At 65.1% G+C, this 21936-nt stretch carries 19 protein-coding genes; 10 read left to right on the top strand and 9 right to left on the bottom strand.

Annotation, left to right across the window (positions count from 1 at the left end; translation table 11 throughout):
* Positions 1-302 precede the first annotated feature (302 nt).
* Positions 303-1643 (top strand): aspartate aminotransferase family protein, encoded by a 1341-nt coding sequence (locus AC6H34_RS17120; protein WP_497539527.1) that lies wholly within the window; start codon positions 303-305, stop codon positions 1641-1643.
* A gap of 54 nt (positions 1644-1697) precedes the next feature.
* On the opposite strand, the gene AC6H34_RS17115 is transcribed toward AC6H34_RS17120, so the two are convergent.
* The 8 genes from AC6H34_RS17115 to AC6H34_RS17080 form a co-directional block, all read right to left on the bottom strand.
* Positions 1698-3143: an amidase gene (locus tag AC6H34_RS17115; protein WP_497539526.1), complete on the bottom strand. Its 1446-nt coding sequence runs from the start codon at positions 3141-3143 to the stop codon at positions 1698-1700.
* Positions 3144-3290: 147 nt separating this feature from the next.
* Positions 3291-4058: an ATP-binding cassette domain-containing protein gene (locus tag AC6H34_RS17110; protein WP_448148714.1), complete on the bottom strand. Its 768-nt coding sequence runs from the start codon at positions 4056-4058 to the stop codon at positions 3291-3293.
* 9 nt (positions 4059-4067) lie between these two features.
* Positions 4068-5261, bottom strand: a complete 1194-nt coding sequence (locus AC6H34_RS17105; RefSeq protein WP_497539525.1) for an alanine racemase — start codon at positions 5259-5261, stop codon at positions 4068-4070.
* Between the two features lie 10 nt (positions 5262-5271).
* On the bottom strand, positions 5272-6216 hold the full coding sequence (locus AC6H34_RS17100; protein ID WP_497539524.1) for an ABC transporter permease: 945 nt from the start codon (positions 6214-6216) through the stop codon (positions 5272-5274).
* 69 nt (positions 6217-6285) lie between these two features.
* The gene (locus AC6H34_RS17095; RefSeq protein ID WP_497539523.1) at positions 6286-7353 is read right to left on the bottom strand and encodes a substrate-binding domain-containing protein; all 1068 of its coding nucleotides are present in this window, start codon (positions 7351-7353) and stop codon (positions 6286-6288) included.
* Between the two features lie 138 nt (positions 7354-7491).
* Entirely contained in the window at positions 7492-8553 is a 1062-nt protein-coding gene (locus AC6H34_RS17090) for a substrate-binding domain-containing protein (RefSeq protein ID WP_497539522.1), read from the bottom strand.
* A 38-nt stretch (positions 8554-8591) separates the two neighbouring features.
* Positions 8592-9854, bottom strand: coding sequence for a M20 family metallopeptidase (locus AC6H34_RS17085; protein WP_497539521.1), 1263 nt, complete (start codon positions 9852-9854; stop codon positions 8592-8594).
* The gene (locus tag AC6H34_RS17080) at positions 9851-11017 is read right to left on the bottom strand and encodes an ROK family protein (RefSeq protein ID WP_448148720.1); all 1167 of its coding nucleotides are present in this window, start codon (positions 11015-11017) and stop codon (positions 9851-9853) included. Before AC6H34_RS17080 ends, AC6H34_RS17085 begins: the two co-directional genes overlap by 4 nt.
* Before the next feature lie 216 nt (positions 11018-11233).
* On the opposite strand from AC6H34_RS17080, the gene AC6H34_RS17075 reads away from it, so the two are divergent.
* Positions 11234-12433 carry an ROK family transcriptional regulator gene (locus AC6H34_RS17075; RefSeq protein WP_448148721.1) on the top strand — a complete coding sequence of 400 codons (1200 nt, stop codon included), beginning with the start codon at positions 11234-11236 and terminating at the stop codon, positions 12431-12433.
* A gap of 17 nt (positions 12434-12450) precedes the next feature.
* Here AC6H34_RS17075 and AC6H34_RS17070 read toward each other — a convergent pair whose 3' ends face one another.
* Positions 12451-13320, bottom strand: a complete 870-nt coding sequence (locus AC6H34_RS17070) for a LysR substrate-binding domain-containing protein (protein WP_497539520.1) — start codon at positions 13318-13320, stop codon at positions 12451-12453.
* A 122-nt stretch (positions 13321-13442) separates the two neighbouring features.
* Between AC6H34_RS17070 and AC6H34_RS17065 the strand changes: the two genes are divergently transcribed.
* From AC6H34_RS17065 to AC6H34_RS17030, 8 genes are all read left to right on the top strand, one after another.
* Complete coding sequence (locus tag AC6H34_RS17065) at positions 13443-14375, top strand: dihydrodipicolinate synthase family protein (protein ID WP_497539519.1); 933 nt, start codon at positions 13443-13445, stop codon at positions 14373-14375.
* Positions 14376-14499: 124 nt separating this feature from the next.
* Positions 14500-15273 (top strand): SDR family NAD(P)-dependent oxidoreductase, encoded by a 774-nt coding sequence (locus AC6H34_RS17060; protein WP_497539518.1) that lies wholly within the window; start codon positions 14500-14502, stop codon positions 15271-15273.
* Between the two features lie 219 nt (positions 15274-15492).
* Positions 15493-16833, top strand: a complete 1341-nt coding sequence (hisD, locus tag AC6H34_RS17055) for a histidinol dehydrogenase (protein ID WP_497539517.1) — start codon at positions 15493-15495, stop codon at positions 16831-16833.
* The gene (locus tag AC6H34_RS17050; protein WP_497539516.1) at positions 16830-17843 is read left to right on the top strand and encodes a zinc-dependent alcohol dehydrogenase; all 1014 of its coding nucleotides are present in this window, start codon (positions 16830-16832) and stop codon (positions 17841-17843) included. Before hisD ends, AC6H34_RS17050 begins: the two co-directional genes overlap by 4 nt.
* Before the next feature lie 44 nt (positions 17844-17887).
* On the top strand, positions 17888-18619 hold the full coding sequence (gene hutC / locus AC6H34_RS17045; protein ID WP_448148727.1) for a histidine utilization transcriptional repressor HutC: 732 nt from the start codon (positions 17888-17890) through the stop codon (positions 18617-18619).
* Between the two features lie 49 nt (positions 18620-18668).
* Positions 18669-19814, top strand: a complete 1146-nt coding sequence (locus AC6H34_RS17040) for an alpha-hydroxy acid oxidase (protein WP_497539515.1) — start codon at positions 18669-18671, stop codon at positions 19812-19814.
* A gap of 276 nt (positions 19815-20090) precedes the next feature.
* Entirely contained in the window at positions 20091-21062 is a 972-nt protein-coding gene (locus tag AC6H34_RS17035; RefSeq protein ID WP_497539910.1) for an ABC transporter substrate-binding protein, read from the top strand.
* A 27-nt stretch (positions 21063-21089) separates the two neighbouring features.
* Positions 21090-21929 (top strand): ABC transporter permease, encoded by an 840-nt coding sequence (locus AC6H34_RS17030; RefSeq protein WP_448148729.1) that lies wholly within the window; start codon positions 21090-21092, stop codon positions 21927-21929.
* Positions 21930-21936: the final 7 nt, after the last annotated feature.

Here is a 21936-nt window from a genome sequence, read left to right as displayed (position 1 = left end):
GCCACACCACATCCTCTCTCACGAAATGTGGAATGTCCACACAAAACGTGGAATCTTCCTCGCTGTCAGGCTCCTCAATTTTCGGCATTCATTGTCGTTCTTCTGGCTTATTGAATATGAAATAGGCAAATAACCGGATAATCATATTCCGTTGCGGAACTCGCCCTTGTGGCGAAGATGCTGGGATTCCCCAAAAATGTTTCCATTGATGCACCGTCGCTGTGGAAACCTACACATTACTTGAATTTGACGCCGCAACCTGTCTGGATGCGGGAGCAGGCGGTTTGGGAGGAATGTGACCAATGCGGCAGGAAAAGGAGATCCTGGCTCTCAACGCCTTTGATCCTCGCTCCCTCGATGGCTCGGGCGGCACGCATCGCCCCGCCGTGGACCGGCGCCTTCGATCCTTCGGCACAAGTTCGGTGCTGTTCTATCGTGATCCGATCGAGATGGTGCGGGCCGAAGGGGTCTGGATGCAGGATGCACAAGGGCGGCGCTATCTCGACGTCTACAACAACGTGCCGTCGGTGGGCCATTGCCACCCTCGCGTGGTCGACGCCATAAGCCGGCAGGTCGGCCAGCTCAACGTCCATACCCGCTATCTCAACGACGTGGTCGACACCTATGCCGAGCGTCTGCTCGCAAGCCTGCCCACCGAGATCGACAATCTCGTCCTGACCTGCACGGGCAGCGAGGCCAACGACCTTGCGCTGCGCGTCGCGCAAGCCGCGACCGGAGGCACTGGCTTCATCGTTACGGAAACCGCCTATCACGGCAACACCGCCGCGGTGACCGACGTTTCACCGTCGTCGCGGCCTGGGCGTCCTCTCGCGTCCCACGTCGCTGCCGTGCCGGCGCCGGATATCTACCGGACGGCGGATGGCGACGCCGGCGGCAGGCTCGCCGCGGCCGTGGAACACGCCATCGCGGACTTCGCCTCCAGGGGCATTCGGCTGGCCGGCATGATCGCCGATTCCATCTTCTCGAGCGACGGCGTGTACGCGGATCCCGCCGGCTTCCTGAAACCCGTGATCGCGACCATACGCGCCCACGGCGGCCTGTTCATCGCCGACGAGGTGCAGCCCGGTTTCGGACGCACGGGAGATGCGCTCTGGGGCTTCGAGCGCCACGGAATACTGCCGGACATCGTCACCATGGGCAAGCCGATGGGCAATGGCTTCCCGATGGGGGGCATGGCCCTGCGGCGAGAATTGCTGGAAGCCTTCAGCGCACAGGACAAGTATTTCAATACGTTCGGCGGCAATCCGGTGGCAGCGGCGGCGGGCCTGGCGGTGCTCGATGTCATCCGGGACGAGGGACTGGTCGAAAATGCGCGGGCGGTGGGCGCCTATTTTCGCCAGGGCCTCAGGGAAATCGCCAACCGCCACGAGGCCATCGGCGACGTGCGCGGCGCCGGCCTGTTCATCGGCCTCGAATTCGTTTCGGACCGCGCTGCCAAGACGCCCGCCCCTGAAATCGCAAGCGGCGTCATCAACGGGCTGCGTGAGCACGGCGTGCTGATCGGCGCCGCCGGGGCCTACGGCAATGTGTTGAAGATCCGACCGCCGCTGTGCTTCTCGCGCGAGCATGCCGATATGGTCGTCGAGTTGACCGATACCGTCCTGCGCGAACTGCACGCCTGAGCAGGCGGGGCCTGACGGCGCGACCTTCGCGGAGCAGGCCGCTCCTCCACATGTTCAGGCCACGCAGATAGCAGGACGGCGCCCGATCCACGGGCTGGCCTCCTCCACTTGGCCGGCAAGGGCGAGGATCGCCGCCTCGTCGCCATAGCGCCCGACGAACTGGATGCCGATCGGCACTCCGTCGCCGCTCATCGCCATCGGTACCGACATGGCCGGCAGGCCTGAAATGTTGAAGCTGAACATGAAGGCGGCATCGGACCAGCGCGCCAGATAGCGCTCGCGATCTCCGTCCTCCATCGACCAGTAGCCTACCGGCCGGGGTGTCTGCGTCAGTGTCGGGGTGATGAAAACGTCATAAGGCGAGAGCTCCATGGCGATCTGCTGACCGGCCTTTCGGATCGCCGCGAAGCTTGCCGAATACTGCTCCGCCGACAGGCTCGCCGAGTGAACCAGCATCGACCAGTTGAAGGGAGCAAGATCCGCTTCCGTCACCGGGCGCCCTACAGCCTTTGCGAGTTGCGCGAACTCCCCCGCAGTCTCGACAGCGATGATGTCGTTATAGCGCCACCACGCTGCTTCGAGGTCGACCTTGAACGTATATTCCTCGACCTCGTGCCCGAGGCTTTCGAACAGCTTCACGGCATCCAGGACAGCGGCCCTGACATCAGGCGCGAAGGGCTCGCCCCAGGGCGCGGTCAACGTGAAGCCGATGCGCTGCTTCCTCGGCTTGTCCGCGAGCACCGACGACCAGCTGCACTCTCCACGGGGCGGGTTGTAGGGATCGCCCGGCAGGGTTCCGGCCGTTGCATCGAGGAAGGCGGCCGCATCCCGCACCGTGCGGGTGTTGCAAAGCGCATAGATGCTGCCGAACCAGATGTCGACGTCGTGCGGCCCGTAGCTGATGCGCCCGCGCGAGGGTTTGAGGCCCACGACACCGCAGCAGGAGGCAGGCACCCGGATGGATCCGCCACCATCAGACGCCTCTGCGATCGGCACGAGGCGGGCGGCCACGGCCGCCGCCGATCCCCCGCTCGATCCGCCTGCGGTAACGGCGGGATTCCAGGGGTTGACCGTCGGTCCGTAGAGCCGTGGCTCGGTCGTGATGCACCAGCCATATTCCGGGGTGTTGCTGCGGCCGAGCACAGCCAGGCCCGAAGCGCACATGCGTTTCGACATCTCGGAATCCACGGAACAGACGAAATCCCTAGTATAGCCCAGACCGAAGGTCATCGGCGTGCCCTTCCACATCGAACCCAGGTTCTTCAAAAGGAAGGGAACACCGGCGAATGGCCCGTCACCGGGATCCTGGGCCGTCTCGCGGGCGAGTTCGAAGGTTCGTATGACGACGGTATTGAGACGGGGATCAAAGCGCTCGATCAATTCGATGGCCGTTTCGACCATCTCCTGCGACGAGACCTGCTTGCGCCTGATGAGACCGGCCATCCCGAGAGCATCGGTGTCCGCATAGAGATTGACGAGATCTTCCGTAACCCGGCCCATTGCTTTCCTCCAGCCACTCTGCGGACCGCCTTGCCGGCGTCCGTCAAGTCAATCGCACGGGCGATTGTTGCCGCGAGAATGACGGGTTGGGGATGCCTCGCTTTCCACTATTCATTGCCCGTCAAGGCCGGTGAGCGTCGTCCGGGTTCAGGTCGCAAGTCCCGTGATCATCGAGACGATCTCGTTCTTGTCGGTCTCGCTGGTCCTGCGCACGCCGATCTGCTTGCCGCGCCGGAGCACGCAGATGCGGTCAGACAGGCGGAACACCTGGTCGAGGCTGTGGCTGATGATCAGGATCGGCAGGTTGCGGGCCTTGAGCCCCTCGATGATCTTCTCAACCTTCGCGGTCTCCGCCACGCCGAGCGCGGCCGTCGGCTCGTCCATGAGAACCAGCTTGGTCGCCCAATGCGTGGCCCTCGCTATGGCGACACCCTGGCGCTGGCCGCCCGACATCTCGCGAATTGTAGCCTTGGCCGAGGGGATGCGGACGTCGAGTTCCTTCACGAGCGCTTCGGTCTCGGCGATCATGCGCTTGCGGTCGAGGCGACGCAACGGGCCGGTCACCAGCTCCTTGCCGAGGAACATGTTCATGTAGACCGGCTGGCTGTCGGCGAGCGCCAGGTCCTGGTAGACGACCTGGATGCCGAGAGCCTGGCTGTCGGAAGGATCGCGCATCACGACCTCCCGGCCATCAACCAGGATCTGGCCGCTGGTCGGCGGCTGTACGCCCGCGATGATCTTGATCAGCGTGGACTTGCCCGCGCCGTTGTCTCCGACCAGCGCCACCACCTCGCCCGCCTCGATGTCGAGGTCGAATTTCTCGATGGCGACCACACCGCCGAAGGCCATGTGGATGTCCCGCAGAGAAAGGACCGGCTCGGCCCTGTTTTCAGCGACTGCTGCCGATGTGCTCATGGCCAATCCTCACAGGGGCCAGTCGGCCGGGCGGCCGAAGGCATCGTAGATGGTTTCGACTTGCGGCGCGCCGCTCGACAGGCCGGAAACGCCGACCGTGTAGGCTCGCGTGACGAAGGCCTGGGGGCGGAAGCCGAATATGACGCTGTCGCCGATCGCAGGCCTGCGGGTGCCGGCGTCGATCATGCCGTAATAATCGATGGAAGCCGGAACCGGAATATCGACGCCGAAGAGCGCCTCGTCGGAGACCGTCGGCTCGGACGAAACGACCGCCTTCACCGGATAAGCAGGAAAGACTGGATCGATATAGAGCCCGCCGCCGAAGCAGAAGGATTCCGAACCGATATGATGGGAGACTTCGCTGAGATAGACGACCGCCGGTATCTCGGGCAGGTCCCGCACCGCGTGAAGCGGCGTCGTGCCGGTGAGCCCGTGGCCCGGCTCAACCTGCGTCGCGCCCGCCGCCGCGAGCATGGAAAGAATCTCGGCTGAAGTGGTGCCGGGCGTATTGATCTCGATGTCCCTGCGCCCGGCCTTGGCCAGGGCCTCGGCGGCGCGCTCGAGCGTGGCGAGATTGGGGGTCCGCTTCACTGTGCCGGTGGCGTGATCGAACAGCTGGGACGGGAAGGTGGTGATGCCGGCAAAGCGCCCACCGTCAATGGCGTCGATCTTTTCCGCCAGCGCCACGACGTCATCGGCGGGAAAGCCGCCTTCCTGGCAGCGATAGAAGGTATCGCCCTCGGCGACCAGGCGAACGAGAATGTCCTGCACGCGCCCGAGCTTTCGCGCCGCCGCGCCGGCCATCGCCGCCTGTTCCAGGCTGAGCACTGTCCAGTTGTCGGGCGAGAGCGACGCGGCGGCATCGATCTCGGCGCGCGGCACTTGCACGAGATGCCCGAGATGGCCGAGCCCCATGCCTGCCTTGCTCGTGGCCCGCGCACATTCCATGTCGACCGCCACTGCCTTGGCGATGCCGCCCCTGGCTACAGCTCGGCAGAAGGAGCCGTTGCGCCCCATCTGCTTGGTCATGGCAAAGGCCTTGAGGCCGTGCCGGGCGGCGACTTGCGCGATGTGCCTTGCATTCGCCTCTACCGCATCGAGGTCGATGACATAGGCATTGGCGGGGAGCCTGCCGGCTTGATGCAGTGCGATCGCCTGTTCGATGAGCGCCGGATTTCGCCTGCGGATGAGATCGAGAAACATGGAGATTATCCTAGCGATTGGGTTCGCGCAGGGTGAGCGCCACGGCGATGAGGATGATCAGGCCGCGCGCGATCATCTGGTCGGACGGCTGGTAGCCCATGAGGATCAGGCCATTGTTCAGCATGCTCATCAGGAGCGAGCCGATCAATGCTCCGACGATCGAGCCCGCACCGCCGTTCAACCGGGTGCCGCCGACGATGACCGCAGCGATCACCGTGAGCAGATCCGTCTCGCCCAGCGTGTAGCGGGCGCCGTGCAGGCGGCCCGCATAGAGGAGGCCGGCAAGGGCCGCGAGGGCGCCGCTGAGGACGAGCACGCTGAAGCGCACGCGCAGCACCTTGATGCCGACGGCGCGCGCCGCCCTTGCGCTGTCGCCGGTGGCATGGATGTGGGCGCCGTACCGGGTCTGCCTGAAGAGGAAGTAGCCGATGGCGACAGCGCCTATCGTCCAGAGGATCAGGGAAGGAATGCCGAAGAGGTTGCCCGATCCGAAAAGGCTGTTGAAGACATCGTTCTCGATCGGCACGGACTGCAGCGCGGTCAGGCGGCGGGCTACGCCGGCGAATACCCCCATGGTCGCCAGCGTCACCAGGAAGGAAGGCAGGCGCGCATAGGCGACGAGAGCGCCGTTGAGTGCTCCAATCGCGACGCCCACAGCCAGCCCGGCGGCAACGCCGAGGGGCCAGGGCCAGTCTCGCAGCACGACGGCGGCGAGGAGGGCGCTGACCGCGACGATCGAACCGATCGAAAGATCGATTTCGCCCGATGTCAGCACGAAGACCATGCCGACCGCCATGATGGTGATCGGCGCCGCCTGTTGCACGATGTTGAAGAGGTTGAACGTGGTCAGGAAGCCATCGTCACGCAGGATGATGGAGAAGGCCACGAAGATCACCAGGAAGCCGACATAGATGACGTATCGGCTGGGATTGGTGTTGCGCAGATAGGCGAGCATGAGCGGACCTCGGCGGCACGGTATAGGCCGGTGGAAGATGGCGGGCGCAGGCCGTCTGCGCCGCCTCGCTTACTGGCCGGTCATCGAGGCCGGCAGGTCGCGGTGCAGGGAATCCTGATAGCCCTGTTTGACCGTGGCCTTGGTGACCGTCAGGGCATCGACGGCATAATACGGCGCCGTCTTCTCGCCGATCAGGCCGAGGGCGGTGGCGCGCGCGCCGGTCTGGCCGATCTGATAGGCTTGATCGACGACGATGCCGGCGACGTTGCCGCCCTTGACCATGTCGAGCGCCAGCGGCTCGGACAGGTCGAAAGTCACGATCTTCGTGTGCGTATTGCCGGCATTGCGCAGTGCGGCGAGAACGCTCTCGGCCGGCGTCGACCATGTGGCGTAGATGCCGTCGAGATCGGGATGCTTCGTCACAAGCGCGTTGAGCACGTCCTCCGCGCGGGTCGGATCCGCCAGGCCCTGTTCCGCGACGATCTGGATTCCCTTGTAGTCGTCCAGGACCGTCTGCTTGAAGGCGCTGTCGCGCTGGTTGGTCACGAAGAAGTTGGCATCGTGGTAGACATAGGCGATCTTGCCCTTGCCATCGAGGGCCGCGCCCATGGCATCGCCAGCGTGCTTGCCCATCTGGGCGAAATCATCCGAGACGACGCAGACATAGTCCTTGCCTGCCTTGAAGTCCTTCGGCGGCTGGTCGACGAAGACGAGCACGGTGCCGGCTTCCTTGGCCGATTTGAACGCCTCGGGCGCCGTGTCGGGATCGACCAGTTCGGAGAAGATGGCGCTCGGCTTCTTCGCCATGACGGTCTCGACGTCGCTCTTCTGCTTGGCCGCGTCGAAGTTCGCGTCCGTCTGGGCTACGACCTTGATGCCCAGGCGCGTGAACTCGTCGCTTGCGCCCTGGATCACCGCCTTCGACCAGTCGGACGATTCATGCCAGACGATGGCCACCGTGAAAGTACCGGCCTTGATCTTGGCTTCCTGCTCGGGGGCAAGCGTCAGCGACTTTGCGAGCGTGATGGGCTCGCCATTGGGGCCGGTGCTCGGCTTGAGTTCGGCATGAACAGGGCCGCTGAAGGCAAGGGCGGCCACGATACTCGTTGAAATCAGGAAACTGCGTCGGCTAAGCATATTCAGATCTCCGGTGGTTTGTTCGCCTTGTTGTTCCCGGCCATTTGGCGCCGATGGCAAGGTTGCGTGCGGCAGCGCTCGTTGCCGCACCTGGAAAGTTCATCGTCGCACGCCCCCCGGATGCGGCGAGGCAGGCCGTCATTTCGCCGCGTCGAGAACGCTCTGAGGCGCCGCGCGGTGCAGCGAGTCCTGCCAGCCCTGCGCGACGTTCTCCTTCGTCACCGTGAGGACCGGGGCCACGACGAAGGCCGGCGCCGGCTTGTTCAGCAGGCCGTAGCCCGCGGCATCCGCCATGCTGCGGCCGAGTTCGTAGGCCTTGTCTGCGGCGATGGCCGCGACGTTGCCGCTCTTGACCATGTCGAGGCCGACCGGCTCGGAAAGATCGAGCGTCACGACCTTCGTCTTGGTATTGCCGGCCGCGCGCAGGGCCGAGAGCACGCCCTCGGCCGGTTCGGACCAGGTCACATAGATGCCGTCGAGATCGGGATGCTGCAGGATCAGCGCCTGCGCGATGTCCTCGGCGCGGGCGGGATCGGAAATGCCCTGACTCGCGACGATCTTGATATCGGGATAGTCGGACTCGATGGTCGCCTTGAAGGCGTTGTCACGCTGGTTGGTCACGTAGTAGGACGCGTCGTGATAGATCCAGGCGACCTTGCCCTTCTTGCCGATGGCTGCTGCCAGCGCATCGGCAGCGTGCTTGCCCATCTGGAAAAGATCGTCGGTGACGATGGTGACATAGTCCTTGCCCTGGACGAAGTCCTTGGGCTTGTTCGAGAGCAGTACGATCTTCACGCCGGCGGCGACGGCGGGCTTGAACGCTTCGGCCGAGGTGACGGGGTCGAGCGGCAGCGCCAGGATGGCATTGGGCTTCTTCGCCAGGATGGTCTCGACATCGCTTTTCTGCTTGGCGGCATCGAAGCCGGCATCGGTCTGGGCCACGACCTCGATGCCGAGGCGGGCGAACTCATCCTTCGCCCCCGCGGTCACCGCATTCACGAAATCCGACGAGGTATGCCAGAGCAGGGCCGCGGTGTATTTGCCCTCCTTCAGCTTGGCGGCCTCGGCATCCGAGAGAACCAGTTCGGACGAGGGCGTGGCCTTCTCGCCGCCCGGCCCCACGGTTTCGCCCGCGAAAGCCGGCGGCAAAGCCGCCAGGAAGGCGGCGACGGCAAATACCGAAAGACTTTTCCTCAACATGCTCCGACCTCTCCTCTGCTGCGGCCCGACCGGCCCGTTCAATGTTGTTCGCCCTCGCCGTACCGCGCCAGGAAGGCGGCCAGGGCAACGATCCCGTCCAGGTACTCCTGGACGTCGATGCGCTCTTCCAGGGTGTGGCATACGCGGATGTCTCCCGGCGCGCAGTAGGCGGCGGGAATACCCAGACGGTTGATCAGGAAGGGCGCCTCGGACCAGTAAGGCGCCCCCTCGATGGCGCCGCGATCCGGTCGAACCGCCTTCACCGCCTCCGTCAGGAGACGAACGGCCGGAAGGTCGGCCTGGATCTCGCTCGGCGTGCCGCCATAGGCGTGGTCGCGGCCGGCCGGATAGTCGAAGGCGATCGAAATGGCCGCATCCACCGGCACAGCCCGTACCGCCGCTTCGAGATCGGCTACCGCCCGATCCAGGCTCTCGCCTGGTATGAGCTTGAGGATCAGGCTGATGCGGCATTCGCCGGGCACGGCGATGTAGCCGCCGCCCTGGATGGTCGTCACCAGAAGAAACGGGCTCCCGACGAGATCGTGCGGCGCACGTCTTTCGAGCTCGGCCGAATGGCTGAACAGCGCCGACAGTACGGCATGAGAGGCCTTCAGCGCATCGACGCCGAGTTCCGGAACGCCGAAATAGGCCGAGCGTCCGGTGACGGTGATGTCGCAGATCAGGAAACCGAGCTGGGCGGCATAGACGTTGAGCTGCGTCGGCTCGACATAGACGGCGAAGTCAGGCCTGGGCACGATGCCCGCCTCGATCTCCCCGACCAGCTTCCGAAAGCCGGCGCTGACGCCCGAACCCGGCTCGCCGCTCTCCTCGTCGCCGATGAAGGCGAACAGCAGATCGGCCGGAGGCGTAATTCCGGCGGACGATAGCAGGCGGGCAGCCATGATCGTCGTGCAGATGCCTGCCTTCAGGTCTCCGACCCCCCTGCCCCACATCTGCCCTGCGATCACAGGAGCCCCGAAGGGGTTCTCGCGCTCCGTGCCGGCCCAGCGCTCGGCCCAGCCGCGCACATGCACCGTGTCCGTATGCCCGGTCAGGAGGAGCGTGCCTCCGTTGCCGGCGCCCTTGAGAAGCCCCCGGACATTCGGGCGTCCCGGTGCGAAATCCGCCACGGTGACGGCTTGCGCACCAAGGGCCCCCAGTTCTTCGGCGAGCATGTTCGCGAAGGCGGCCTCGGTCCCCGTCACGCTTGGCGTGCCGACGGCCCGGCGCAGGAGGTCGAGCGCAGCGTCACCGTCGAGCGAAGCCTTGAGGGTCTGGATGAGGCCGACATCGATGCTCATTCGGCAGCTCCCACCAAATCAGGTTCCAGAAAGATGCTGCCGTTCGCGAGACCGAAGAGGCTCGCCCGGCGCTGCTGCAGTCCCTGCACGGCCGCCGCGACCGCGCCGATCAGTCCCGCGCGATTGCCGAGTGCGCTCGCGGCAACATCCACGGGGCGGGCGAAGAGACGCGGCAGCGCCCGTTGCACTCTCTCCACCAGCTCGGAGCGTACACCGATACTGCCGCCCAGGACGATCTTCTCGAGGTCGAGCGTCGACTGCAAAGCAACGATCGCCAACGCCACCATGGCAGCGACGTCGTCGATCACCCTCGCAGCCAGGCTGTCGTCCCTTTCGAGAAGGGCGAAGATGTCGCGCACTGTCCTCGCCTGCACGCCTCCGCTCGCCTTGTAGCGGTCCACGATCCCTGCCGAGCCGATCTCGAGCTCGAAGGCACCGACATCGAGCGCGGCGATGGAGTGCAGGTTGTTGCCGAAGGGCAGGTAGGAAATTTCGCCCGCGGCGCCGGCCGCGCCCCGTACGAGCCTGCCATTGACGATCAGCCCGAGACCTGTTCCGGTGCCGAGCGCCATGAAGCCCACGTCCTGGCATCCCTCGGCGTGCCCTCTCCAGGCCTCGCCGAGCACGGCAAGATTGACATCGTTCTCCACCTGTACCGCCTGGTCGAAGAGCAGGCCGAGCGTTCCGGGTACGTCGAGATCGGACAGGCCCGCAATGTTCGGCCCGAGACTCACGGCGCCGGTGTGCGGATGAATGACACCCGGCATGCCGACGGTGATGCCTCCGATCTGGTGCGGCTCGATCCCCTCGCCCTCGGACAACCGCGCAGCCAGGCCGCGAATCTGTTCGAGGACATGGTGTCCGCCACGCGGATCGGTGACCTCGGTAGCCTCCGCCAGGACGGTACCCGAGTGGTCGGCGACGGCGGCCGTAACCTTGGTGCCGCCGAGATCCACGCCGACGCAGTAGGCGAATCCGCCGCGCAGGCCGTGGAGCACCTGCCCCTGCCCGCCTGAACGCTCGATCAGGCCGGCCGTCTCCAGACCTCCGACGGCGGTGCGCAATACCCGCTTCGGCAGCCCGGTCTCGCGAGCCAGGGCTTCGTCCGAAAGCGGACCACGCAGCAGGGCCTCGACGACAAGGCGCTGGGAGATGCGATCCACCAAGGAGGAATGACCTGCTTTCACCGACGGGGCCTATTAATTCATTCACATACCGAACTAATAGGATCATTGCGGATGGGCGTCAAGGGATCTGTGGTCGATCCGATGCAGGGTCGCGGAGCCCCTTGACAAGACCCCGCTGCAAGACTCCTTTCATTAGGCAAGATACCGAACTAACTCTGCGATCTCCGGCTGGAGACGAGGAATGGTGCAAGAATGGCCCAGCATCGCGTTTCCCGGCTGATTTCCAGGCGTGTTGTGTTCGAATCCCTCCTGCACAAGGGGCCGATCTCCCGAGCCGACCTTTCGAAGGAGACAGGTCTCTCGAAACAGACCATCTCCGAGATCGTCGACAGCTTCGACCAGCAGGGCTGGGTGCGCCAGACGGGCCGGACGAGCGGCAATGTGGGCCGTACGGCCCTGCTCTACGAGATTGCCAGGGATACAGGCTTCGTCGTCGGCGTTGATCTCGGAGGAACCAAGGTTTCGGCGGCGATCGCCGACATCGCCGGCGAGATCCTCTCCGAGATTACGGAGCCCACCGATCCACGCGGAGGCCAGGCCGTGCTGGAGCAGGTGGTGGCGCTGGCCTCGCAATTGACCCGGAACGTGCGCACGAGCCTGAAGCAGGTGCGTTCAGTGGTGATCGGAACGCCCGGCGTCGCCATTCCGGAAACCGGCAGCATCGACCTTGCACCCAACATCGCCGATCTCGCCGAGATCGACGCCTTCGGCTTCTTCAGCAGGAAGTTCAAGGGGCTGTTGCGGATAGAGAACGACGTCAACCTCGCCTTGCTGGGGGAGATCTGGCAGGGCTGCGCTCGCGACGTCTCCAACGTCGCCTTCATCGCCCTGGGAACGGGCATCGGCCTGGGCATCTTTTCCAACGGCCAGTTGGTGCGCGGCGCGACGGGGGCCGCGGGAGAAATCGGCTTCCTGCCGCTCGGACGCGATCCCTTCAGTGCCGATGCCCGCATCCACGGCAGTCTGGAACTGGAGGTCGGCGCCGTCGGCATCGTCGCGCGATACCATGCCGCCGGCGGCAGGGCCGCGGCAGACGTGCGCCAGATCTTCGAACATTTCGAGCAGGGCGACGAGATCGCGCGCCGGGTCATCGGCGAGACCTCGCGCATGATCGCCCTCGCCATCGCCAGCGTCTGCGTCGTGCTCGACCCGAAGCTGCTCGTCCTCGGCGGTTCCATCGGCGGTCGGCCCGAGATCCTCCAACTCGTGCAGGAGGATCTCAAGGGCTGCGCGCCGCGTCCCATCGAAGTGCGCGCGAGCGCCCTCAGGAATCGGGCCGGCGTCGTCGGCGCGCTGGCGGCGGCCCTGAGCCAGCTTCACGAGGCCCTGTTCGGCGTTCCCGATCTGCCAGGCGACCTCGCCCTGCCGCTTCCCAAGGGCATCGCCGCGTAGCAGCCACCAGGCACGAGTCAGCGGGCGGCCTCATCGCATAGAATGCGCCAGAAAGCGTCGATCAGCGAAGAAGCTGGGCCGCGGCGGCCCAGAAGGCCGATCTCGCGGCTGTAGCGGATGTCTTCGGTCGGGATGATGCGCAGATCCCTGCCGACAGGCGGCGTGATGCCCCAATCAGGCAACAGCGACACGCCGAGCCCCTCAGAAACCAGGGCAACGATGGTTTCCGGCGCATCCAGCTCGAACAGTTCGCGCACCAGGATCTGCCGGCTTGCGAGGTAGCGGGTGACGATCTGGCCCGTCCAGGCGTTGCGATCCATGCGGATGAAAGGCGCGCCCTTGATGGCCGCGGCAACCGAATCCTCCCGCATCGCGGCCGGCACGGCGAGGATGAGCGGCTCCAGCCGTACGGCCTGCCAGGAAAGGCTCTTCGGAAGTGCAAAGGGCGCCCTGACCATGAGGGCGCAATCGATGTCACCGGTCTCGATCATCGCCAGAAGGCCCATCGAGGTGCCCGGCACGACCTTGAGGTCGATCTCCGGATGACAGGCGGCGAGCTGGCGCAGCGTGCCCGGCAGGAGGGCCGTCAGCTCCGTCGAGATGGCGCCGACCCGCAGGCGCCCCCGCAAAGCACCCGCCTGGGCGATCTGCGCCAGTTCGTCGGCCTGCGCGACGATCGCCCGCGCCGAACCAAGCACGGCCTGTCCTGCCTCAGTCAGCGTCACCGTCTGCCCACGCCTGATCGTCAGCGAAGCCCCTAGGCTGCGCTCGAGCGCACGGATCTGCTCGGCAACCGAGGCATTGGCGAGGCCGAGCGCGCGGGCCGCCGCCGCGAGGGAGCCCTTGTCCGCAACAGCGCAGAAGGTGCGCAGGAACCTGATATTCATGGCACCGCCCGGGCCAGACCGATGAATAACGAAGGAAAATCCGTCTTCTGATGATGGTCTTATCATGGTTTATCCGGGGATTTCCATGTGCCATAGGCAATGACCACGTTCGGAGAAAACGCATGCTGCTGCAGCCTTCCGCCAAAGGTGTCTACCCCATCGCGCCGACGCCCTTCCATGCGGATGGGCGCATCGACTTCGACTCGATCGACAGGCTCACCGATTTCTATGTCGGCTGCGGCAGTACCGGGATGACGGTGCTGGGCGTGATGGGCGAGGCGCCCAAGCTCGACGGCCGCGAGGCATTGGAAATCGCGACGCGCTTCATCAGGCGCGCCCCCTCGCTGCCGGTGATCGTCGGCGTGTCAGCACCCGGATTTGCCGCCATGCGGACCCTCGCCCACGCCGCGATGGAAGCGGGCGCGGCCGGCGTCATGATCGCCCCGCCCAACACGCTGCGCACGGACGACCAGATCGTCGGCTACTACCGCCAGGCCGTGGAGGCGATCGGCGCGGACATTCCCTTCGTCGTCCAGGATTATCCGCTCAATTTCACCGTGGTGATGACGCCGGGCGTCCTGCGCCGCATCATCACCGACAATCCCTCCTGCGTGATGGTCAAGCACGAGGATTGGCCGGGCCTCGAAAAGATCTCCATGCTCCGCAGATGGGAGGCGGAGGGAAGCCTTCGCCATGTCTCCATCCTCTGCGGCAATGGCGGCCTGTTCCTGGATTTCGAAACGGAGCGGGGCGCCGACGGCGCCATGACGGGCTATGCCTTCCCCGACATGCTCGTGGACGTGGTGCGCCGCGCCCAAGCTGGGGAGCGCGATGCGGCGCATGATCTCTTCGACGCCCATCTGCCGCTGCTGCGCTATGAACAGCAGCAGGGCGTGGGATTGGCCGTGCGCAAATATGTGATGGCGCGGCGCGGCCTCATTGCTTCGGACGCCCAGCGGGCGCCCGCCGGCGGCCTTTCGCTGACGGCCCGGGCCGAGGTCGAGTATCTGCTCGCCCGCCTCGCCCGCAGCGACCAGCGCGCTGCCATCGCCTGATCGTGCGCTCCTGGTTGCCACCGGGGCACGGTGGATGGTGATTGAACGCGCCACTGCAGGATGTATATGGAAGTATAGCTAAGCTCCGAGCTGTTCGGTATCTACCAGCCTCCAGGCCCGCCCAATGCGCAATACATCCATCTTCGATCTTTCCGGGAAGAAAGCCCTCGTGACGGGCGCCAGCCGTGGCATCGGGCGCAGTCTCGCCGAAGCCTTGGGCGCAGCCGGAGCCGAGGTCGCGGTGGCGGCCAGGAGCCTTGCCGCCCTCGACGAAACCGTCGCCGCCATCCGGTCCGAAGGCGGCGCGGTCCACGCGGTGGCCATGGATGTCTCTTCCGTCGAGAGTTGCCGTGAAGGTGTCGGACAGGCGATCGACAGGCTCGGCGGTCTCGACATACTCGTGAACAATGCCGGCATTGAGGAAGTGCGCCCCTCGCTCGAGGTCGACGAGGCCCTTTGGGACAGGATCCTCGACACCAACCTCAAGGGTGCCTTCTTCTGCGCTCAGGCGGCGGCGCGCTGGATGACCAGCGCCGGAAAGAACGGTTCCATCGTCAACCTGTGCTCCCTGACCTCCCATGTCGGCATTCCCACTGCGGTTCCCTATGGTTCCTCGAAGTCGGGCCTGCTGGGCATGACGAGAGCCCTGGCCACGGAATGGGCAGCGCGCGGCATCCGCGTGAACGCCATCGTTCCCGGCTATTTCCGCACGGCGATGACCGAGGGGTTCTATGCCGACGAGGCGTGGCAGCAGGCCATGCTCGCGAAGATCCCGCAGCGCCGCTTCGGTGATCTCTCCGACCTGCACGGCGTGGCCATCTTCCTGTGCTCGCAGGCCTCGGACTACGTCACCGGCCAGGCGATCCCGGTGGACGGCGGCTACCTCGCTTCGATCTGAACTCCGATGGGAGGCGCCCTGGCCCGGCCCCTTCCTTGCCCTTCGGCGGCCGTGGCAGCCGGCGGCTAGATCGGAATCCAGCGGATTCCGGCCGCCTGATAAACAGCGCAAAGTTTGGGCGTGGCGCGATAAAAATCAGCTTGGCCCTTTCTTGTATGTGCTTGTATATACTTTTGAGCTGCGCCGCCGGATTTCCCCTGCCCGATATTGAGAACCTCGATGTCAGAAATCAGCTTTCACGATCTTTCACGTCTCGACTCCTCCCAACGCGCCGGCCTCCTGAAGCGGGCCGAAGCGGACCTGTCCGTCTTTCGCGAAAAGGTACGCCCGATCATCGATGCCGTGAAGGAGGAAGGCGATGTCGCCCTCGTCCGGTTCGCCCGGGAGTTCGACAAGGCCGAAGTCTCGAAGGACAACCTGAAGGTTTCGCCGGCGGAGTTCGAGGCTGCCTTCGCTTCGGTCGACCAGGATGTCATCGAGAGCATCGAGTTCGGCATCTCCAATATTCGCAAGTTCCATGAGGAGCAGCGCCCCGAGACGATGTGGCTGAAGGAGGTGCGCCCCGGTGTCTATGCCGGCGACCGCTACACGCCGATCTCGTCGGTCGCCCTCTATGTGCCGCGCGGCAAGGGTGCTTTCCCTTCCGTCACCATGATGACGTCGGTTCCCGCCGTCATCGCGGGCGTACCGCAGATCGCCATCGTGACGCCGCCGACGCCGGACGGCTCCGTGGACGCGGCAACGCTTGTGGCCGCGAGGATCGCCGGCGTCGAGACGGTGTACAAATGCGGCGGAGCCCAGGCCGTCGCGGCCGTGGCCTACGGCACCGAGACGGTGAAGCCGGCCGTCAAGATCGTCGGCCCCGGCAGCCCCTTCGTGGTGGCAGCCAAGAGCCTTCTCTCCTCGGTGATCGATACGGGCCTGCCCGCCGGCCCCTCCGAGGCCATCATCTTCGCCGACGAAAGCGTCGACGGGGCCCTGGCCGCCCTCGACGTGCTGATCGAAGCGGAACACGGCCCCGATTCGTCCGCCTATATCGTCACCCATAGCCGCAAGGTCGCCGAAGCCGCGCTGGCCGCCATTCCAGGCTACTGGTCGAAGATGACCGAGCAGCGCGTCGAATTCTCCCGCGCGGTGCTGACGGGCAAGCGCGGCGGCATCGTGCTCACGCGCTCGCTCGAAGAAAGCTATCGCTTCATCAACGACTATGCGCCCGAACACCTCGAGATCCTGTCCCGCGAGCCCATGGCCCATCTGGGCCACATCACCGAGGCTGCCGAAATCCTGATGGGTCCGCATACGCCGGTGACCATCGCCAATTTCGTTCTCGGCCCCAACGCCGTCCTGCCTACCAGCCGCTGGGCGAGAACCTACGGCCCTCTCTCGGTCCACGATTTCGTCAAGCGCTCCTCGGTCGGCTATGTCACCTCGACGGCCTACCCCGAACTCGCCATGCATGCCCGGCGCCTCGCGCGCTACGAGGGCTTCAGCTCCCACGAGAATGCCGTCTCCGAGCTCCGCCAGCCCTACCTGGACGCCCACCGGAGCGACCCTGCATGAGGGCGGTGCGTCTCTACGGGCCTGGCGACCTCAGGGTCGAGGATATGGCGACGCCGGATGCGCCCGCGCCCGGATGGGCAATGCTGAGAGTACGTGCCGCGGGCATCTGCGGATCCGACCTGCACAATTTTCGCACCGGACAGTGGATCAGCCGGTCACCGTCCGTGGCGGGACACGAACTGACGGGCGAGGTGATCGCCCTCGGCGACGGCGTCGAGGGCATGGCCGTCGGGGATCGCGTGGTCGCGGATTCGCGGTTCTGGTGCGGCGAGTGTGCACGGTGCCGCGCGGGGCGGAGGCACCTTTGCGTCTCGCTCGGCTTCATCGGCGAAGTCTGCGACGGTGGCTTTGCCGAGCGTGTCTCCCTGCCGGCCCGTCTCCTCCATCGCGTCGCCCCTGAGATTGGTTATGCCGTTGCCGCGATGGCGGAACCGCTCGCCGTGGCGCTCCACGCCGTCCGCCGCCTGCCGAAACCCGATGGTGCAGTCCTCGTCGCCGGTTGCGGGCCGATCGGCGGTCTCGTGGCCCTGCTTCTCTCGAAGACCGGCAGAAGCAAGGTCCTTGTGGTGGACCGAAACGAAGCTCGGGCTTCCCTGGTGGCTCGCCTCACCGGAGCCACGGTGGTCGATCTCGACCACGCGTCCGTTGCCGCGGCCGCCGGCGCCCCATTGCTGGCGGCGGTGGAGGCAACGGGCAGCACCACGGTGCTCGGAAAGGTTCTGGATCTCCTCGAACCGGGCGGTGCCATCGCCATGGTGGGCATATTCCACGGCCGCCTCGACATCGATCCGAACCTGTTGATCGAGCGGGAGATCGCGCTGCTTGGTTCGCACGCTTTCGCGGACGAATTGCCCGAGGCGGTTTCCATGCTCGGCGTGTTGAGCGCGGAACTGACTGCGATGATCGACCGTCAGATCGGCCTCGACGACGTACCTGCAGCCTATGAAAGGTTGCTTTCGGGCCAGGCGGAAGGGCTGAAGACGATTATCCGTCTGGACCGGAGCGTCTGACGCAAATTCACCTCAAGCGGCATGTCGGAAAGGATCTCTGGACCATGGCTTCCCTGCCGGATACGGCCAGCCCGCTCTACGAGAAGGTGAAGGACTACATTCTCACCAATATCGGGACGGGACATTGGAGCAAGGACAGCAAACTGCCGTCGGAGAATGAGCTGGTCACCGCCTTGGGTGTTTCGCGGATGACGATCAACCGCGCCCTGCGGGAACTGACGACTGCCGGCCTGCTGATCAGGATCCAGGGTGTCGGCACCTTCGTTGCTCCGCCGCGTCCACAGTCGGCGCTGATCGAAATCAACAACATAGCAGCCGAGATCCTGGCACGCGGCAATCGCCATCGCTCCGAAGTGCTGGTTCTGGAAACGCTGGCAGCAACGGCCGATCTCGCGGCATCGTTCGAGATCGCCCGTGGGCAGCACCTCCATCATTCCATCGTGGTGCATTTCGAGAACGACCTGCCGGTGCAGATCGAGGAGCGCTTCGTCAATCCGGCGCTGGTGCCCGACTACGACAAGCAGGACTTCGTCAGGATGGCCACGTACGACTATCTGATGCAGAAGACACCGGCTACCGAAGTCGAGCACATCATCTCGGCGGTCCCGGCGGATCAGGTGACGGCTGCCCATCTCGATATTGCGGTCGGCACCTGCTGCCTCCTCCTGTACCGCCGCACCTGGACGGGCGCCGTCGTCGCGACCATCAGCCGGCTCACCTATGTGGGAAGCCGGTACTCGCTGGGCAGCCGATACCTCACCTCCAAGATTTCGTGATCGCCGGCGCGCTGCCGGTGATGGCAGCGGATGCAGCAGGGACAGGCCGATGAAGCTGATCAATGTGGACGATGCCCGAGAGGCGGCCAGACGGCGCCTGCCACGCATCTTCTTCGACTATATCGACGGCGGCTCCTTCGGCGAGACGACGCTGCGGGCGAACCAGGTGGACTTCGAGCGCTGGCGCCTCGTCCAGAAAGTGCTGGTGAATCCCGAGAGGCGTGACCTGTCCACCACTTTCCTCGGCGTGCGCCATCCCCTGCCCTTCATGCTCGGCCCGGTCGGCTTCCTCGGCCTCTATGCCGGAAAGGGCGAGCAGAAGGCCGCCCGGGCTGCCCATGCAGCCGGCATTCCGCTCTGCCTGTCGAGTTTCTCCATCGCATCGCTCGCGGAGCTGCGCCGCGACACGACCGGTCCACTCCACTTCCAGCTCTATATTCTCAAGGACAAGGCCTTCTGTGACGAGCTTTTGCAGGAGGCGGAGAAGGCTGGTGTCGACACCCTGTTCCTCACGGTCGACACGGCCATCACCTCTGTGCGCGAGAAGGACGTCCGCAACGGCTTTCGCTCGCTCACCCGGGTCGGCCCGGCCCTTGTGCTGCAGATGCTGATGAGCCCCCGCTGGTTCGCCGACATCATGCAGGCGGGCGCTCCGCAGGTCGGCGCCCTGGCGAACAAGCCCGAATTCGGGAAGGGCATCCTCGAACAGGCGTCCAACCTGTCGCGGTCCATCGACCAGACCCTTTCGTGGCGCGACGTCGCCTGGCTGCGCCAACGCTGGCGTGGGCGCCTCGTCATCAAGGGCATCCTCTCGGCCGACGATGCGGAGCGGGCGCAGGCCGAAGGCGCCGACGCCATCGTCGTCTCCAATCACGGCGGGCGACAGCTGGATTGCGCCAGCTCGACCATCGCCATGCTGCCCGAGATCGTCGCCGCGGTCGACGGCAAGCTCGAAGTCCTGATCGACGGCGGCTTCCGGAGAGGCGCGGACGTGATCAAGGGCCTTGCCCTCGGCGCCGACGGCGTCCTGCTCGGGCGCGCCTATGCGTTCGGACTGGCCGCCGGGGGGACGGAGGGTGTCGCGGCCATGATCCAGGCCATCGCGCAGGAGATCGACATCTCGCTCGCGCTGATGGGGATCGCCTCCGTCGAGGAGTTGAAATCCCTCGGCCGTTCAGCCTTGAGGGCTCCCTGATGCGGCCGCAGCCCGTCTCCGGCGCGCGGGCGGCCGAGGCGGTTTGCGGAGCTCGTAAGTTGTATAGTCATGTATATATTTTGATCTTGACAGCCATCGATCGCGACGATGAGATGATGCCTGTCGTTCATGAAAGTTCAGGGCCGGATAGTCGCGGCGACATGCCCCGATTTTCATGTCCGCCGTCAAAAGGCCGCATAGCCAAAGAAGCGGCTTGATCCACCAAGGGGACCGAGAGAGATGCGCAATTTCACTGGACGTTTCCGCGCGTTCGTCATGGCAGCGGCCATCGTCACCGCTTCGCCCGCCACGGTGTATGCGGCGGATGCCACCATTCCGGCCACGCCGGAAGCCGGTTCGTTCAAGATCGGCATCGAGCCCTGGCTGGGCTACGGGCAATGGCATGTCGCCGAAGCCAAGGGCCTGTTCAAGGCCAACGGGCTGTCGGACGTGCAGATCGTCAATTTCAGCGAGGACAAGGACATCAACGCGGCTCTCGCGAGCGGCCAGCTCGATGCTGCCAACATCGCGACCCACACCGCGATGGGCATGGTCGCGGCCGGCCTGCCGGTCAAGATCGTCCTGCTGCTCGACGTCAGCATGACCGCCGACGCCATGATCGCCGGCAAGGACATCGCCTCCGTGAAGGATCTCAAGGGCAAGCAGGTCGCCTTCGAGGAAGGCACCACCAGCGACATTCTGCTCAAATACGCGCTTTCCAAGAACGGCATGACCGTGGCCGACATCGAGCCCGTGCCGATGCCTGCCGCCGATGCCGGAAGTGCCCTGATCGCCGGCCGCGTCCCCGTCGCGGTGACCTACGAGCCCTATCTCACCACGGCCCGGGCACAGAACAAGGACGTCAAGCTCCTCTTCACGGCGGGCGAGGATCCGGGCCTGATCAGCGACGTACTGGTGGTGCGCGACGAGGTGATCAAGTCCAAGCCCGGCCAGGTGCTGGCCATGATCAAGAGCTGGGATGCCGCCCTGAAGGCCTACAACACCAATACGCCGGATGGCCGCTCGATCATCGCCAAGGCGGTTGGTTCCAGCGTGGACGATCTCAACACCGCCTTCGACGGCGTGCGCTACTATTCGCTGGCGGAAAACAAGACGGCCCTCACCGGCGACTTCTCGACCAAGACTTTCGCTGATGTCGAGGCTGCCGCCAAGAATGCCAAGCTGCTCCAGTCCGACGTGACGCCCGAGCAGATGATCGATCCTTCCTTCGTCAAGGCGGCGGAATGAGGCGGCACGAGGGTTGAGGAAGAGCCTATGACTGCGCCTCGTACGGCCGGAGGACCGGCTACCCAGCGCATGGCGGGGCGCCGGCGGCCCTTTCGCATCGGCGTGCCCATCTCGCGGTCGCGCTTCCTGACGATTGCGGTCGTCGTGTTCCTCACCCTCGGTGCGATCTGGTGGGCAGCGACGGCATTGGGGCTGGTCACTCCGATCTTCCTGCCCTCGCCGTCCGGCGTCGCCGGCCAACTCGTCAAGCTTGCCGGCGACGGCACGCTGTGGATCGATCTGAAGGCGTCGATCTATCGGATATCGGTCGGCTTTCTCATCGCTTCGGCGCTCGCGATCCCGATCGGCGTGCTGATCGGCAGCTTTGCCGGTTGGGAAGCCGCCATCGAACCCCTGGTCGACTTCATCCGCTACATGCCGGTCGTCGCCTTCGTTCCCCTGTCGATCCTCTGGGTCGGGACGGGAGACGCCCAGAAGTTCCTGATCATCTTCATCGGCACCTTCTTCCAGCAGGTGCTGATGTTCATGGACAATGTGAAGCGCGTTCCGAAGGACTTCATCGGGCTCGGGCGTACCCTCGGCCTGTCCGACACCAGGATCCTGACGCGCATCGTGGTTCCCAGCGCCCTCCCCGGGATCTGGGACACGCTGCGCATCAGCCTCGGCTGGGCCTGGACATGGCTGGTGCTGGCCGAGCTGGTCGCCGCCACGTCGGGGCTCGGCTACCGGATCACCGTGTCCCAGCGCTATTTCCAGACCAACACCATCATCGGCTACATCCTTCTACTCGGCGTGCTGGGACTGATCACCGACCAGGTCATGAAGGGGCTCGGCAAGGTCCTGTTCCGGCAGGACAGCCGGGCATGAGGCAAAT

The organism is Labrys sp. ALF-8 (assembly GCF_059699065.1).
This window is presented reverse-complemented; position numbering and strand designations above follow the sequence as displayed.